Origin of the sequence: Kribbella caucasensis, from assembly GCF_004361855.1 — a bacterium.
Lineage (GTDB): Bacteria > Actinomycetota > Actinomycetes > Propionibacteriales > Kribbellaceae > Kribbella > Kribbella caucasensis.
The window spans coordinates 366,927-380,232 of record NZ_SNWQ01000001.1 but is presented as its reverse complement, the minus strand read 5'-3'; the positions used below and the strand labels follow the sequence as shown (position 1 = coordinate 380,232).

The following is a 13,306-nucleotide window of genomic DNA, read 5'->3' as shown; positions in this document are numbered from 1 at the left end:
CGCCCTCCACGACCCGTCCGGGCCCGACCCTAAGGGCGGAAGGTGTCCCGGCGAAGGAAAATTCACCGGATTGAGGGCGGGACGAGGGTTCTCCTTCGCGCACGAGCCAGCACAGCGAGCGACAGCGTAGCGGTCGCGCAGAGCAATCCGGCGAAGGCGAAGAGTGTCGGTGCGCTCGGGTGCGCGATGGATTCGCCACGCTGCGCCTGCCAGGTGACAAGCCAGATCAGTCCCGCGTACGCCGCGGTGCCGATCAGCACCAGAGCGGTTCGTGGACCCTCGGGACGAAGGGACCGGTACCGGCGGGCCAGCAGAACGAGGCCGAGGGCAAGCAACGGGATCGCCTGCAGCGCGTGGACGCCGAGGAAGTGGCCGATTCGCAGGTCGCCGCCCTCGGTGCTCCAACCGGTGATCGGCATCCCTGGGCCGCCGTCCTCGACACCGACCGAGTGCGTGCCGAAGAACTTCTCGTCGCCGGTCGCGTCCATCGCCCGCTGCTGGGCCGGACTCGCGTGGAACATCAGGTTGCCCAGCAGCATGCCGCCGAGAGTGGTGCCGAGCGCGAGCCGGATGCTCCAGCGCAGCGCCCGGTCGCCGGGCTTGTCGAACAGCAGCTGGATCGCGACCACCAGTACGGCGGCCCAGATCACGTAGACCGTTCCGGCCATGATGTAGTGGATCAGCTTGTCTGCCGGCGTGGACATGTTGAAGTGCAGTTGCCGGCCGCGGACCGCGACCTGGCCGACGATCAGGATCATCTCGACCGCGATCCCGGTGGCGACCACCGTGCCGAGCCACCAGCCGGGCCGGCGGCGCTTCGTCTGCAGGGACAACATCCAGGCCAGCGTCACGCAGTACAGGCTGAAGCTGATGGTGAACTTCAGCGGCTTCATCCAGATCGGGTGGCCGAGCAGGTCGCGGTCGTCGAACAGTGCGCCGCCGATGGCGACGAGTGTGAACGCGGCCAGGGCGATCGCGACGGCGACCAGCGGCCGATGCAGTCGTCTGGTCGGGATGGGGAGTGCGGGCGGGGCAGGCTGAGCGGGCGGGCAGGCGGGGTGCCAGGTCCGGCGGTCGTGGTCATGCCTCGATCGTCGGGCGAAGGACGGCTGTCCACAGGAGCGTTGTCACCCCGCCGGAGGGTGGAGTTGGACCTACCCTGAGGGGACCCTGATTTCGATTTCCCACCCTTCTCCTGGAGGTCCCGGTGCTGCGCTACCCGCTGATCCATCCGCCGTTGCTGGGGGCGCTGGCCCGGGCCGGACATGGCTCCGTCGTCCTGCTGGCCGACGGCAACTATCCGTACGCCACCGCGGTCGGGCCGCAGGCCGAGACGATCTGGCTGAACCTGCGGCCGGGGCAGATCCCGGTCGACGACGTACTGGAGACCTTGCTCGGGGTCGTCCCGGTCGAGGCCGCCCGGGTGATGGCGACCGAGACCGGCGAGGAACCGGACATCTACGCGCGTTTCCGAGAACTCCTTCCGGCAGTCGAGCTGCAGCCACTCGCTCGCGAGGACTTCTACGCCACCGCCCGCGGCCCCGAGCTGGCCGTCGCCGTCGCGACCGGAGAACAACGCCTGTACGCCAACATCCTGCTAACCCTCGGCGTGGTCGTCTGACCGAGAACGGGCGGACAAAGAAGAGTGCCGGTCGTCCGGCAACGCCACCGGACGGCCGGCACTCGCTGGTCACGCAGACGTCGCCTTCGGGGGGAGGGCCGACGACATCGTCTGCGTGAGCCGTTGACCCGGGCGGCGGTGCCGTGTGGCGCGCGACAGCGCCGCCCGGGAGCCCGTTCACAGATCAGGCACAGTTAGATCAGACCAAGTTCGCTCGACTCCTCGCCGCTGAACAACCTCGAACGGATCAGGAAGCGGACGCCCTCGGGCGCCTCCACCGAGAAGCCGCTGCCGCGGCCCTTGACGACGTCCACGGTGAGCTGGGTGTGCTTCCAGTACTCGTACTGGTTCGCGGCCATCCAGAATCCGATCGGCGCCGGCACACCCTCGACGGTCAGGTCACCCAGATACACGTCCGCCGGCCCCGTCCGGAACTCGCCGTCCGGGTAGCACATGGGCGAACTGCCGTCGCAGCACCCACCCGACTGGTGGAACATCAGCGGACCGTGCACGGCGGTGAGACGGCGGAGCAGATCCGCCGCCTCGACCGTCAGGGACACCTTCTCGACAACCATCAGGATCAGAAGAACCCGAGTTTGGTGGGCGAGTAGCTGACCAGCAGGTTCTTGGTCTGCTGGTAGTGCTCGAGCATCATCTTGTGGTTCTCCCGGCCGATCCCGGAGTTCTTGTACCCGCCGAACGCCGCGTGCGCGGGGTACGCGTGGTAGCAGTTCGTCCAGACCCGGCCGGCCTGGATCTCCCGGCCGGCCCGGTAAGCGGTGTTGACGTCGCGCGACCAGACTCCGGCACCGAGCCCGTACAGGGTGTCGTTGGCGATCTTCAGCGCGTCGGCGTAGTCGTCGAACCTGGTCACCGACACGACCGGGCCGAAGATCTCCTCCTGGAAGATCCGCATCTTGTTGTCGCCCTCGAACACGGTCGGCTGGATGTAGTACCCGCCGGCCAGGTTCCCGTCGAGCTCCGCGCGGGCTCCCCCCGTGAGCACGCGCGCACCCTCGGCCAGGCCGATGTCGATGTAGGACAGGATCTTCTCGAACTGGTCATTGCTCGCCTGCGCGCCCATCATCGTCTCGGTGTCGAGTGGGTCGCCCATCTTGATCGCCTGCGTCCGGGCGATCCCGTCGGCCAGGAAGCCGTCGTAGATCGAGGACTGGATCAACGCGCGGGAGGGGCAGGTGCAGACCTCGCCCTGGTTCAGCGCGAACAGCGTGAAGCCCTCGAGCGCCTTGTCGTAGAAGTCGTCCCGGGCCGAGGCGACGTCGGCGAAGAAGATGTTCGGGCTCTTGCCGCCGAGTTCGAGGGTGACCGGGATGATGTTCTCCGACGCGTACTGCATGATCAGCCGGCCGGTCGTGGTCTCACCAGTGAACGCGACCTTGGCGACTCTGTTGCTGGAGGCAAGCGGTTTGCCGGCCTCGACGCCGAACCCGTTGACCACGTTGAGCACACCGGGCGGCAGCAGGTCGTGGATCAGTTCGAGCAGGACGTGGATCGAGGCGGGCGTCTGCTCGGCCGGCTTCAGGACGACGGCGTTCCCGGCCGCGAGTGCGGGAGCCAGCTTCCAGACCGCCATCAGGATCGGGAAGTTCCACGGGATGATCTGGGCGACCACACCGAGCGGCTCGTGGAAGTGGTACGCGATGGTGTCGTCGTCGACGGTCGAGATCGACCCCTCCTGCGCGCGCAGCGCGCCGGCGAAGTACCGGAAGTGGTCGACCGCGAGCGGGATGTCGGCGGCCAGGGTCTCCCGGACCGCCTTGCCGTTGTCCCAGGTCTCGGCGACGGCGAGCAGTTCGAGGTTCTGCTCGATCCGGTCGGCGATCCTGTTCAGGATGTTCGCCCGCTCGGCCGGCGACGTCCGGCCCCACGAGGGTGCCACGCCATGGGCGGCGTCCAGGGCGCGCTCGACGTCCTCGGACGTGCCGCGGGCGATCTCGGTGAAGTTCTCGCCGGTGACCGGCGTCGGGTTCTCGAAGTAACCACCCTTGACCGGTGGCACCCATTCGCCGCCGATGAAGTGGTCGTACCGGGGCTTGTACGAGACCGGGCTGCCGTCCTGCCCGGGCGATGCGTAGATAGTCATAGGACCTCCTGGCTACGATGCCGGTTGGACTGCAACGTAGAAGGGCCGACGTTGCATCGACGTTGCATTGGTCCGCGGTCTTGAACAGGTATGGATTCCGGGTGAGGCTGAGGCGTGGACGCACCTGAGCAGGCGCGCCGGCTGAGTGAGCTGTACGACGAGGTGCTCGGTGGTGGCCGGGTGCCCGGCGTACCGCGTCCAGTGGTCGCCGAATCCTGGCAGCGGTCATTGGCCGCATCGGTCGACCCCGAGCTCGATGCCCCGCCGGTGGTGGTCTCCGGCGACGAGCTGGAATCCTTGCGAGCGAACCACCCGCTGCGCGCGGTGCTGCCGATCCTGCGGCAGACGCTGACCTCGATCGCGGACGACGCGTCCCACATCATGCTCATCACCGACGCGCAGGGGCTGGTGCTCTGGCGCGAAGGGGCCGCCGACGTCCAGCGGCAGGCGGACCGGATCGCCTTGTCCGAAGGGGCGATCTGGTCCGAGGACAAGATCGGCACCAACGGGATGGGGACCGCGCTCGCCGCCGATCAGCCGGTGCAGATCCACTCTGCCGAACACCTGGTACGCCGGATCCACGCGTGGACCTGTGCTGCCGCGCCGGTCCACGATCCCGACACCGGCAAGGTGATCGGCGCCGTCGACGTCTCCGGTCCGCTGCGAACCGTCCATCCCGCGATGGTGGCGTTGGTGACTGCCGCGGCCCAGCTCGCCGAGGGACAGTTGCGGGTCCGGATGGCCGCGGCCGACGAACTGCTCCGGGCCCGGAACATGCGTCACCTCGCGGCCCTTGGCGACTCGGCGGGTGCACTGCTCACCCCGACCGGACGGGTCCTCGCGGTCCAGCCGCTGGCGTGGTTGCCGGATCGGCTTGTGGTGCCGGACGGCGCCGACCGGGTCGACCTCGGCGACGGCCGCGAGGGCGTGATCGAGCAACTCGACGAGGGCTTCCTGCTGCGCATCCCAGGGTCCGTACGCCGTCGCGCGTCGTTGCGGTTGAAGCTGCTCGGTTCGCGTCAGCCGATGGCCGTGGTCGGTGGCCGTGAGATCACCCTGACGTTGCGCCGGGCCGAGGTGCTCGCGTTGCTGTTGCTGCATCCGTCCGGGCTGACCGCCGAGCAGTTGATGCTCCAGTTGTACGGCGACGAGGGCAACCCGACGACGGTCCGCGCCGAGATGCACCGACTGCGGAACCTCCTCGGTGAAGGCGTTCTCGACACCAAGCCGTACCGGATCGTCGCCGACGTCACCGGCGACATCACCGACGTCCAGGCCGCCATCCAGCGCGGCGACCTGGCAGCGGCGCTCGACCTGTACGCCGGTCCGCTGCTGGAGCGATCGGACGCGCCGGCGTTGCGCGCGGAACGGGACGAGCTGGAGGCGACGTTGCGCGGCGCAGTACTGGACTCCGGTGACGCCGACCTGTTGTGGCGCTACGGGCAGACGTCGATCGGGGCCGAGGACCTGGAGATCTTCGAGACCCTCGACGTCGAGCTACCCCTGGTCGACCGTCGCCGCCCCGCCGTCTCGGCCCGCCTGAACCGCCTCAACGAGTAGTGGGTTTCGCCGCTCTCGCAGGCTTCGTGGACTTTGCAGGCTTCGTGGACTTCGCGGGCTTTGCGGGTGGCACGGTTTGCGCCCATTCGGCCCAGTCGGCCAGCGCGGAGTACAGCCGGACGCCGGCCTCGATCGCGACTCGCATCGACTGCGTCTGGGGACTGTTGCCGAACTCGCCGCGATCCTTGCGCTCGGCGTACTGCCGGTACTGCTCGGCGATCTCGGTGTAGAACCGGGCCTCCGCGGCCAGGTGCCGCTGCAGGTCGTCGGCGTCCATCAGCCAGAAGAACAGTGACCTGAGCAACGGCTGCAGCCGCATCGTGTGATCGACGTCGACCTCGGACAACCAGTGCTTCACCTCGGCGAGACCGGCGTCCGTGATCCGGTAGGCCTTCCGCCGTCTAGGGCCCTCGCTCTCCACCTCGACCAGGCCGTCGGCCGCGAGCCTGCCGAGCTCGGCGTAGATCTTCGGGTGCTGGGCGGGCCAGATCGTGCCGAGCGTCTCGCTGAACCGGCGGGCCAGGTCGTACCCGCTGGCCGGTCCCTCGGCGAGCAGCCCGAGCAGCCCGTGACGCAACGACATACCGCCTCCTGTCCGCCCGCGGCTCCGTCGGCCGAGGGTTTCCTGGCTGCCATCTTGACATGTCCCTGGGGACACGTTCATCCTCGATCATATGTCCCTTAGGACATGTCCATCAGACCATATGAGGAGTGAGCATGGCTGAGCAGCAACAGCGAGGCGCGGTGCTGGTCACCGGCGCCACCGGCGGAATCGGCGCCGCCACCGTCCGCGCTCTCGCCACCCGAGGCTTCACCGTGTACGCCGGGGCTCGGAGTGCGACGAGTCTCTTCAAGGGAGTCACGGGGGTCCGCGTGGTGACGCTCGAGCTGAGTGATTCGGCCAGCATCGCGGCGGCGGCAAAGCAGATCGCTGGCGAGGTGAAGGGCCTGCACGCGGTGGTGAACAACGCCGGCGTGATCGTGCAGGGTCCATTGGAACTGGTCCCGGCAGAGGAGTGGCGTCGTCAGTTCGAGGTCAACACCTTGGGCCCGGCGACCGTGATCCGTGAGTTCCTGCCGCTGATCCGGAGCGGGGCCGGGCGGATCGTCAACGTCAGCGCCCCGACCGGTCAGGTCGCGATGCCGTTGCTGTCGGCGCTGTCCGCCAGCAAGGCAGGCCTGGATTCCCTGTCCGACGCGCTCCGGCTGGAACTCGCCGCCTGGAAGATCCCGGTGTCGGTGGTGGTGCCGGGTTCGACGGCGACCGCGATCTTCGACAAGGCGGGTGCGGCAGCGAAAGAGGCGCAGAGCCAGGCCGAGCAGGATCGGGTGCGGCTCTACCGAGCACATCTCGAAGCCTACGAGAAGGCCAACGCCCGGTTTAAGCCCGGTCCGGTCGAGAAGGTGGCGGAGACCATCGCGCGCGCCGTCGAAGCCCGTCGTCCGAAGCGCCGCTATCTCGTCGGCGACGCTCGCAGTCTGAGCATCCTGACGAAGCTCCCGGCCGGACTCCGCGATCGCGTGGTTGCCCAAGCCCTCGGCCTCAACCGCATCACCCCGGAGGCGCGATGGCCGGCCCGAAGACCGTGGTACTCGTCGGCGCCACCTCCGGCCTTGGCAGGCACGCGGCCCGTCAACTCGCTGGCGAAGGTCATCGGCTGTTCCTGGTCGGCCGTGATCCCGACCGCGCCGCCGACCTGGCTCGCGAACTCCCCGCCGCGACCGTCATCGCCGCGGACGCCTCTGTAGTACAAGGTGTCGAGCGAGTGGCCACCGCGATCGCGGCGGCCACCGACCGAGTCGACGTACTGATCAACAACGCAGGGGTGATGACGCGCACCCGGCAGGAGACGGCAGAGGGGATCGAGTTGAACCTCGCCGTCCATCACCTCGCCCCCTGGTCGATGACCGCAAACCTGTTGCCGCTCATGCGCCCCGGCAGCCGTGTCGTCAACGTGAACTCCGAGGGCCACCGGTCGCCCATGCGTGGCGGTCCCGTCCGGATCGACCCCGACGATTTCGCAAGTCTCAACAGTGAGCACGACTTCGACCCGTTCCTGACTTACAGCCGGACGAAGCTCGCCAACCTCCTGTTCAGCTACGAACTCCAGCGCCGCCGCCCCGAGTTGGCGGTGACCGCACTGCATCCCGGTGTGGTTCGCACCGACCTTGGCCGGCAGTTCCCGAAGTTGCAGGTCGCCGCCATCCACGCCTTCGCCCTGTCGGCCCGCCGCGGCGCCGAACCGGTCGTCCGCCTGGCCGTTGGCCCAGAAGTCCCGAGCGGGTACTACGAACGCTTCACCCCCGTCCGGTCCTCGCCGGCCTCGTACGACGAGTCGCTCGCCAGGCGCTTGTGGGTGACCACAGAGAAACTCCGCAGCCCATCTCCCTGAAGTTGGGCAGGTTGTTCACATGGTGGACGGTGGGATTTAAGTCGACCAGATTGGTCTAGTTTCGCGGGTGTGGTTGTACTGGGTGACTGGAGGTCGCCGTCAGGCCTTCGCGGGCGGGGCGGCGACCGAGCCGCGTTCGATCAGCTCGGGGACGACGGTGGTCCGGCGGACCCGGCGGTTCGTGTCGATCGCCGAGGTGACGCGGGCGACGACGTCGGTGACCAGTTCGTCGAGTGGCCAGTGGAAGGTGGACAGCGGCGGCGTGAGCAGCTGGGACATCGGCTGGTCGTCATACCCGAGAAGGGACAGCTCGTCGGGCACGCGGATGCCGAGCTCGGAGCAGGCGGCGTAGACCCCGAACGCCATCGAATCGGCCAACGCGAGGATCCCGGTCGGCCGCGGCGTACCGGTCAACACCGCGCGGGCGACCTCGGTCGCGCCGGCGAGATCGTGCGGGCATGGGACGAGGTTGACGTTCAGTCCGAGGCTGACCGCGACCCGCTGCGCGATCTCTTCGGCCGGTCGCTCCACGGATCGGCGCGACGGGCTCAGTACGGCGACGGTCTGGTGACCCGCCTCGGCCAGCCGGCGGAGCGCAGTACTGATGCCTGTCTCGTTGTCGAACAGCACCTCGGACTTCGCCTTGGCCGCGGGCAGCGCGTCGCCGACCGCGATCACCGGGGCCTGCCGGGCGATCTCGGCCCAGCCCTTGGCGGCCGGGTCGATCGGGATCACCACGATCGCGTCGGCGCGGTGGTCCACCAGGTGCTGGGCGAGCTCGAGCTGCCGGTCGGCGTCACCGGCGGAGTCGATGATCCAGGCGTTCCGCTCCGGGCTGAGCAGCTCGCGCCCGAGTGCGGCGGCGAGTCGCTGCTGCCAGAGATCCTCCAGCGACGCGCAGAGCACGCCGACCGACCCGCTCCGGCCGGACGCGAGCGCCCGCGCGACGGGGTCGGCCTGGTAGCCGAGCCGCTCGGCGGCCTCCCGCACGCGCTGCCGCGTCTCGGGAGTGCCCTGCAGACCGCGCAGCGCGTAGGAGACCGCCGCCATCGAGAGGCCCGTGTCTGCGGCGATGTCCTTGAGGGTCGGCCTGCGGCCAGTACCGGACATGCGGCTGAGCCTAACCATGACCATGGACACATTTCCGTCCGCCGTGAGATACCGCTTGACAACGGCTCCTTTGAAGCGCTTCACTCAGGTGTGCGTGAAGCGCTTCAAATTCAGCGCCGGCGGAAGGAGATGAGCGCGTGATCGACGTCCACCAGCATCTGTGGCCGGCCGAGTTCATCGACTCTCTGCGCGCCCGCACCGAGCCGCCGTACCTGACCGGCTGGATGCTCCACACCGCCGGCGAAGCGCCGTACGAGATCGACCCCGCCGCCCATGAGGTGGACAAGCGGGTCGCGTTGGAGCAGGACGCGGGCACCACCCTGGCCGCCGTCTCGCTGTCCAGTCCGCTGGGAATCGAGCAGCTCGGCGACACCGCTTTGCTCGATGCCTGGCACACGGGCGCCGCCGCCCTGCCCGAACCGTTCCACGCCTGGGCCTCGGTCAACTTGCTCTCCCCGGATGTCGAAGGTCTGGAAGCCTTGTTTTCCGAGGGTTTTCTGGGTCTTCAGCTGCCTGCGAACGTTCTCGGTACGCCGGAGGCTTGGGCTGAGGTCGGCTCGTTGCTAGCCGTCGCCGAGGGGGCCGGCAAGCCGATCCTGGTGCACCCCGGTCCCGCAGTACCGGCTGTTGAGGTGCCGGGTTGGTGGGCACCGGTGGTGGACTACACGCTGCAGTTGCAGGCGGCCTGGTGGGCGTGGCATGCGTACGGCGGTCGTCGGGAGTTCCCGCGGTTGCGGCTGTGCTTCGTCGCCGCGGCCGGACTCGCGCCGGTGCACCATGAACGCCTCGCTGCCCGCGGCGGCCGGCTCGGCACCATCGACCCCAACCTGTACGTCGACACCTCGAGCTACGGCCCGCAGGGGATCGACGCGGTCGCCCGGATCCTCGGCATCGACCAGGTCGTACACGGCACCGACCGCCCGTACGCCGGAATCACCGAGCTCCGTCAGGGCGCAGCCGCCACCGCGGTGATCCGCCACGACAACCCCCACCGCCTCCTGTTCGGCACCCCCACGCCGAACCGCTGATGACCACCTGACCCCGCCCCAAACCGGCGGCGGGTGACCAACCAAGCGCCGGCCGTGGCCGGCCTTCTCCGAGAGGGGAGTGCAGTGACTGCTCAGCCCGTTCAAGACGCACCCGTCGTTCCCGCGCGCCAGGCCAGCCGGCTCGTGGAGCTCAACAACTGTTTGTCGCTGGACAACCTTCCGGGCCGCGACCTCGACCCCGCGGAGCTGACCGAGCTGGCCGCGTCCATCGCCGCGCAGCCGCATCTGTGGGAGGACAAGGTCGCCTACAGCGACGAGGAGCGTGTCTTCGCCTCGCTGCACCGGGACGCCAACGTGGACGTCTGGCTGATCTGCTGGACCCCGGTCAACGACACCGGCTGGCACGATCACGACATCTCGTCCGGTGCGGTGGCCGTTGCCCGCGGCAAGCTGGTCGAGCACAACCTGGCGATCGGCACCGAGTCGGTCGAGACCGAGGTCAACGCCGGCGACGTGTACGGCTTCGGCCCGGATCACATCCACCGGCTGACCGGCCTGGACAAGGGTTCCGTCACCGTCCACGCGTACAGCCCACCCTTGTGGCGGATGGGCCAGTACTCCGTCAAGGACGGCGTCCTCCGCCGCGTCTCCGTCTCCTACGCCGACGAACTGCGCCCCCTCGACTGACGATCAAAGCGCCGGATTCCTTACAAGTAAAGGGAGTCCGGCGCTTTGCTATGAGTGGGGCAGATTGGGATCTGCCCCAGGTTGCCCGTGATCTGCCCTCCTCGGGGCGGGCTCGGGTGCACAGACTCGATCGGCATGACGGTTGATCTGGATATCGAGACGCACTACACCACCAGGCATGACGAGGCGGCCCGGCTGAGCTCCACGTTGAAGGGGCGGCTGGAGGCGATCCGGGTACGGGACCTGCTCGGGCGGTATCTGCCCGAGCCGCCGGCGACGGTTGCCGACATCGGTGGCGGGCCGGGGATCCACGCGAGCTGGCTGGCCGAGCAGGGGTACTCGGTCGAGCTCCTCGACCCGGTTGAACGGCACATCGAACAGGCCACGGCCGCGGGCATCACCGCAGTACAAGGAGACGCGCGACGGTTGCCGTGGGAGAACGAGTACTTCGACGCCGTACTGCTGGCCGGGCCGATGTACCACCTGCCCGAGGCGGCCGACCGTCGGCTGGCGCTGCGGGAGGCGATCCGGGTACTCCGGCCCGGCGGGTTCATCGCGGTGATCGCGATCAACCGGGCAGCCAACCTGATCGGGTCCACGCTGGCGAACAAGTTGCTGCAGCGACAGGGGATCGTCACCGACATCCTGGAGACCGGGTTCAGCCCGGACAACGAGCGGATGGCGCAGACGACGTACCACACGGTCACGCAACTGCGGACTGAGCTGGTCAGCGCCGGGCTGCGGTCCGTGACGGTCCACGGGCTGACCGGTCCGGGCGGCTGGCTGACGGTCACCATCGACGCGCACTACGGCGGTGGGCTGGGGAAGGAACCAGACGACCGGTGCGGTGGGGTGGCGGAGGATTCAAGCGACCGGGGCGGTGGGGTGGCAGAGGAATTGGACGCCGTGTTGCCGGCGAGCTTGTGTGAGCCGGATCCGCTGCAGACCGCGCTGGAGTGCTCGCGCCTCGCCGACCGCTTTCCCGAACTGGTGCCGTCCAGTTCGCTGCTGTTCGCGGTCGGCCAGCGTGTTTGACCGGTTGACCCATCGCCGGCACGCCCAGCGCGTGTTCGAGCGAGCCACCCGGTACGCCGCCAACGGGTGGCCGGTGGCTCCCCTGGCGGTCCCGCGGCACGGGGTGTGCCCGTGCGACCTGGGCGACTGCGTGGATCCGCACCTGGTCGGCGAACCGATCCGGAACGGGTTCCTCGCCGCCGGAGCCTGGCGGGCCTGCCCATGGGACATCGCGCTCGTCACCGCCGACTTCGACGTGGTGGACCTGCCACCCGAGTACGGCGCCCTGCTGAACCAGTTGCTCAAGGCAACGTGTCCGACAGCGATGGCACCGGCCCGGCGTCGCTGGTGGTTCTTCCTGGCGCCGGGCTCGATCTCGCCCGACCAGGTCAGCCAGGCGGGCGGCGTACTCCACTCGGGCGCCGACGGCTGGGTCCCCGCCCCGGGCACGGTACTGGACGGAAGCGGTCGGATTCGCTGGCTCGTCCACCCACACCTAACCGCCTGGCAGCCCTACGAACGCCGCGACCCCATCGACCTGGTCCTCGGAGCGCCCAATTTCAGGGGTTGACCACCGGGATCTGGGGTTGCCCCATCGAAATCTGGAGGGGCAACCCCAGATCCCGGTGGTCAACCCCTGAAATTGGGTGGCGGCCGGGTTGCGGGGCGGCTGGGGTGCGGGGCGGCTGGGTGCCGGGGGGTGGGGTGCGGCGCGGCCGAGTTGCGGGGCGGCCGGGTGCCTGGGGGTGGGGGCGGTCGGGTGCGGGGCGGCTGGGGTGTGCGGCGTTGGTGGTTCGGGGGCGGGGCTGTGGTGTGTGGGTTTCTCTGACTATAGTCAGAGAATGGGGATTGATGAGGTCAGGAGGTTCAACCGGACCGTCAGTCAGCGGATCGGGGCGCTGAACGACGCCTATATGGCGCGGGACCGGCCGCTCGGTCAGGCCCGGGTGCTCTGGGAGATCGGGGCGGACGGCTGCGATGTGCGAGTACTGCGATCGCGGCTGGACCTGGATTCCGGGTACCTCAGCCGGTTGCTCCGATCGCTGGAGAGCGACGGACTGGTCGTGGTCGAGCAGAACGGCGCGGACGGTCGGGTCCGCACCGCCCGGCTCACCCGGCAGGGCCTGGCCGAGCGAGGCGTGCTCGACCGGCGTTCCGATGAGCTGGCCGCGTCCATGCTGGAACCACTCAGCGAATCCCAGCGGACCCGGTTGATCACCGCGATGGGCGAGGTCGAGCGGCTGTTGGTGGCCTCGATGGTCGAGGTTGCCGTCACCGATCCGCGGCACGCGGATGCGCAGTACTGTCTGCGGTCGTACTTCGACGAGTTGGGTGCGCGCTTCGACGACGGGTTCGAGCATGCCCGGAGTCTGTCCGCGACGAGCGATGAGCTCACCTTGCCGGCCGGGCTGTTGCTGGTCGCGACCCTGCACTCCCAGCCGGTCGGGTGCGGTGCGCTCAAGTTCCATGGCGACGAGCCGGCCGAGCTCAAGCGGATGTGGGTCTCGGCCGACGTTCGTGGGCTGGGTCTCGGCCGACGGCTGCTCACCGAGCTCGAACACCAGGCGGCGGCGTACGGCGCGTCCGTAGTGCGGCTGGAGACCAATCGCAATCTCACCGAGGCGATCGCGCTCTATCGGTCAGCCGGCTATACCGAGGTCCCCGCCTTCAACGACGAGCCGTACGCCCACCACTGGTTCGAGAAGCCGCTCGGTGGTTGACGGTGTGGTTCGAGGGGCTCCCTCCCTGGACTCCTCGAACCACACCCGCATGTCAACTAACACGGAAGAACCGGGTGGCCGGTTCAACCGATCTCGGGGTAGACATG

13 protein-coding genes and 1 pseudogene are annotated in these 13,306 nt (G+C 68.8%); 9 read left to right on the top strand and 5 right to left on the bottom strand.

The window, feature by feature from the left end; genetic code table 11:
• Nucleotides 1-62: 62 nt before the first annotated feature.
• Nucleotides 63-893: a hypothetical protein gene (locus tag EV643_RS01780; protein ID WP_238165284.1), complete on the bottom strand. Its 831-nt coding sequence runs from the start codon at nt 891-893 to the stop codon at nt 63-65.
• A 314-nt stretch (nt 894-1,207) separates the two neighbouring features.
• On the opposite strand from EV643_RS01780, the gene EV643_RS01775 reads away from it, so the two are divergent.
• Nucleotides 1,208-1,621, top strand: a complete 414-nt coding sequence (locus EV643_RS01775; RefSeq protein ID WP_133798144.1) for an RbsD/FucU family protein — start codon at nt 1,208-1,210, stop codon at nt 1,619-1,621.
• A gap of 194 nt (nt 1,622-1,815) precedes the next feature.
• Here the strand turns inward: EV643_RS01775 and EV643_RS01770 are convergent, their stop codons facing one another.
• Both EV643_RS01770 and adh read right to left on the bottom strand, forming a co-directional pair.
• The gene (locus EV643_RS01770; protein WP_133798143.1) at nt 1,816-2,196 is read right to left on the bottom strand and encodes a DUF779 domain-containing protein; all 381 of its coding nucleotides are present in this window, start codon (nt 2,194-2,196) and stop codon (nt 1,816-1,818) included.
• 5 nt (nt 2,197-2,201) lie between these two features.
• The gene (adh, locus tag EV643_RS01765) at nt 2,202-3,725 is read right to left on the bottom strand and encodes an aldehyde dehydrogenase (protein ID WP_133798142.1); all 1,524 of its coding nucleotides are present in this window, start codon (nt 3,723-3,725) and stop codon (nt 2,202-2,204) included.
• Nucleotides 3,726-3,839: 114 nt separating this feature from the next.
• Here adh and EV643_RS01760 point away from each other — a divergent pair, with 114 nt between their 5' ends.
• Nucleotides 3,840-5,285 (top strand): helix-turn-helix domain-containing protein, encoded by a 1,446-nt coding sequence (locus EV643_RS01760; RefSeq protein ID WP_133798141.1) that lies wholly within the window; start codon nt 3,840-3,842, stop codon nt 5,283-5,285.
• On the opposite strand, the gene EV643_RS01755 is transcribed toward EV643_RS01760, so the two are convergent.
• Nucleotides 5,275-5,868 (bottom strand): PadR family transcriptional regulator, encoded by a 594-nt coding sequence (locus EV643_RS01755; RefSeq protein WP_133798140.1) that lies wholly within the window; start codon nt 5,866-5,868, stop codon nt 5,275-5,277. The genes EV643_RS01760 and EV643_RS01755 overlap by 11 nt on opposite strands.
• Nucleotides 5,869-6,002: 134 nt before the next feature.
• Between EV643_RS01755 and EV643_RS45335 the strand changes: the two are divergent.
• Nucleotides 6,003-6,587, top strand: a pseudogene (locus EV643_RS45335) (SDR family NAD(P)-dependent oxidoreductase); the annotation flags it as partial.
• A 266-nt stretch (nt 6,588-6,853) separates the two neighbouring features.
• Complete coding sequence (locus EV643_RS45330) at nt 6,854-7,678, top strand: SDR family NAD(P)-dependent oxidoreductase (RefSeq protein WP_133798139.1); 825 nt, start codon at nt 6,854-6,856, stop codon at nt 7,676-7,678.
• A gap of 99 nt (nt 7,679-7,777) precedes the next feature.
• On the opposite strand, the gene EV643_RS01740 is transcribed toward EV643_RS45330, so the two are convergent.
• Nucleotides 7,778-8,788, bottom strand: coding sequence for a LacI family DNA-binding transcriptional regulator (locus EV643_RS01740; protein WP_133798138.1), 1,011 nt, complete (start codon nt 8,786-8,788; stop codon nt 7,778-7,780).
• Between the two features lie 137 nt (nt 8,789-8,925).
• On the opposite strand from EV643_RS01740, the gene EV643_RS01735 reads away from it, so the two are divergent.
• From EV643_RS01735 to EV643_RS01715, 5 genes are all read left to right on the top strand, one after another.
• Nucleotides 8,926-9,816: an amidohydrolase family protein gene (locus EV643_RS01735; protein WP_133798137.1), complete on the top strand. Its 891-nt coding sequence runs from the start codon at nt 8,926-8,928 to the stop codon at nt 9,814-9,816.
• A gap of 84 nt (nt 9,817-9,900) precedes the next feature.
• A complete protein-coding gene (locus EV643_RS01730; protein ID WP_133798136.1) occupies nt 9,901-10,464 on the top strand; it encodes a cysteine dioxygenase in 564 nt (187 codons plus the stop codon).
• A 135-nt stretch (nt 10,465-10,599) separates the two neighbouring features.
• Nucleotides 10,600-11,499 (top strand): class I SAM-dependent methyltransferase, encoded by a 900-nt coding sequence (locus tag EV643_RS01725; protein ID WP_133798135.1) that lies wholly within the window; start codon nt 10,600-10,602, stop codon nt 11,497-11,499.
• Entirely contained in the window at nt 11,492-12,049 is a 558-nt protein-coding gene (locus EV643_RS01720) for a bifunctional DNA primase/polymerase (RefSeq protein WP_238165283.1), read from the top strand. Before EV643_RS01725 ends, EV643_RS01720 begins: the two co-directional genes overlap by 8 nt.
• A 271-nt stretch (nt 12,050-12,320) precedes the next feature.
• Entirely contained in the window at nt 12,321-13,199 is an 879-nt protein-coding gene (locus tag EV643_RS01715; RefSeq protein ID WP_133798134.1) for a bifunctional helix-turn-helix transcriptional regulator/GNAT family N-acetyltransferase, read from the top strand.
• The last annotated feature ends 107 nt before the right edge of the window (nt 13,200-13,306 follow it).

Excerpts from the sequence above, each read along its gene's own strand:
- EV643_RS01780 (WP_238165284.1), bottom strand. The coding sequence starts at position 893 with ATGAAGCCGCTGAAGTTCACCATCAGCTTCAGCCTGTACTGCGTGACG.
- EV643_RS01770 (WP_133798143.1), bottom strand. The coding sequence starts at position 2,196 with ATGGTTGTCGAGAAGGTGTCCCTGACGGTCGAGGCGGCGGATCTGCTC.
- adh (WP_133798142.1), bottom strand. The coding sequence starts at position 3,725 with ATGACTATCTACGCATCGCCCGGGCAGGACGGCAGCCCGGTCTCGTAC.
- EV643_RS01755 (WP_133798140.1), bottom strand. The coding sequence starts at position 5,868 with ATGTCGTTGCGTCACGGGCTGCTCGGGCTGCTCGCCGAGGGACCGGCC.
- EV643_RS45330 (WP_133798139.1), top strand. The coding sequence starts at position 6,854 with ATGGCCGGCCCGAAGACCGTGGTACTCGTCGGCGCCACCTCCGGCCTT.
- EV643_RS01740 (WP_133798138.1), bottom strand. The coding sequence starts at position 8,788 with ATGTCCGGTACTGGCCGCAGGCCGACCCTCAAGGACATCGCCGCAGAC.
- EV643_RS01725 (WP_133798135.1), top strand. The coding sequence starts at position 10,600 with ATGACGGTTGATCTGGATATCGAGACGCACTACACCACCAGGCATGAC.
- EV643_RS01715 (WP_133798134.1), top strand. The coding sequence starts at position 12,321 with ATGGGGATTGATGAGGTCAGGAGGTTCAACCGGACCGTCAGTCAGCGG.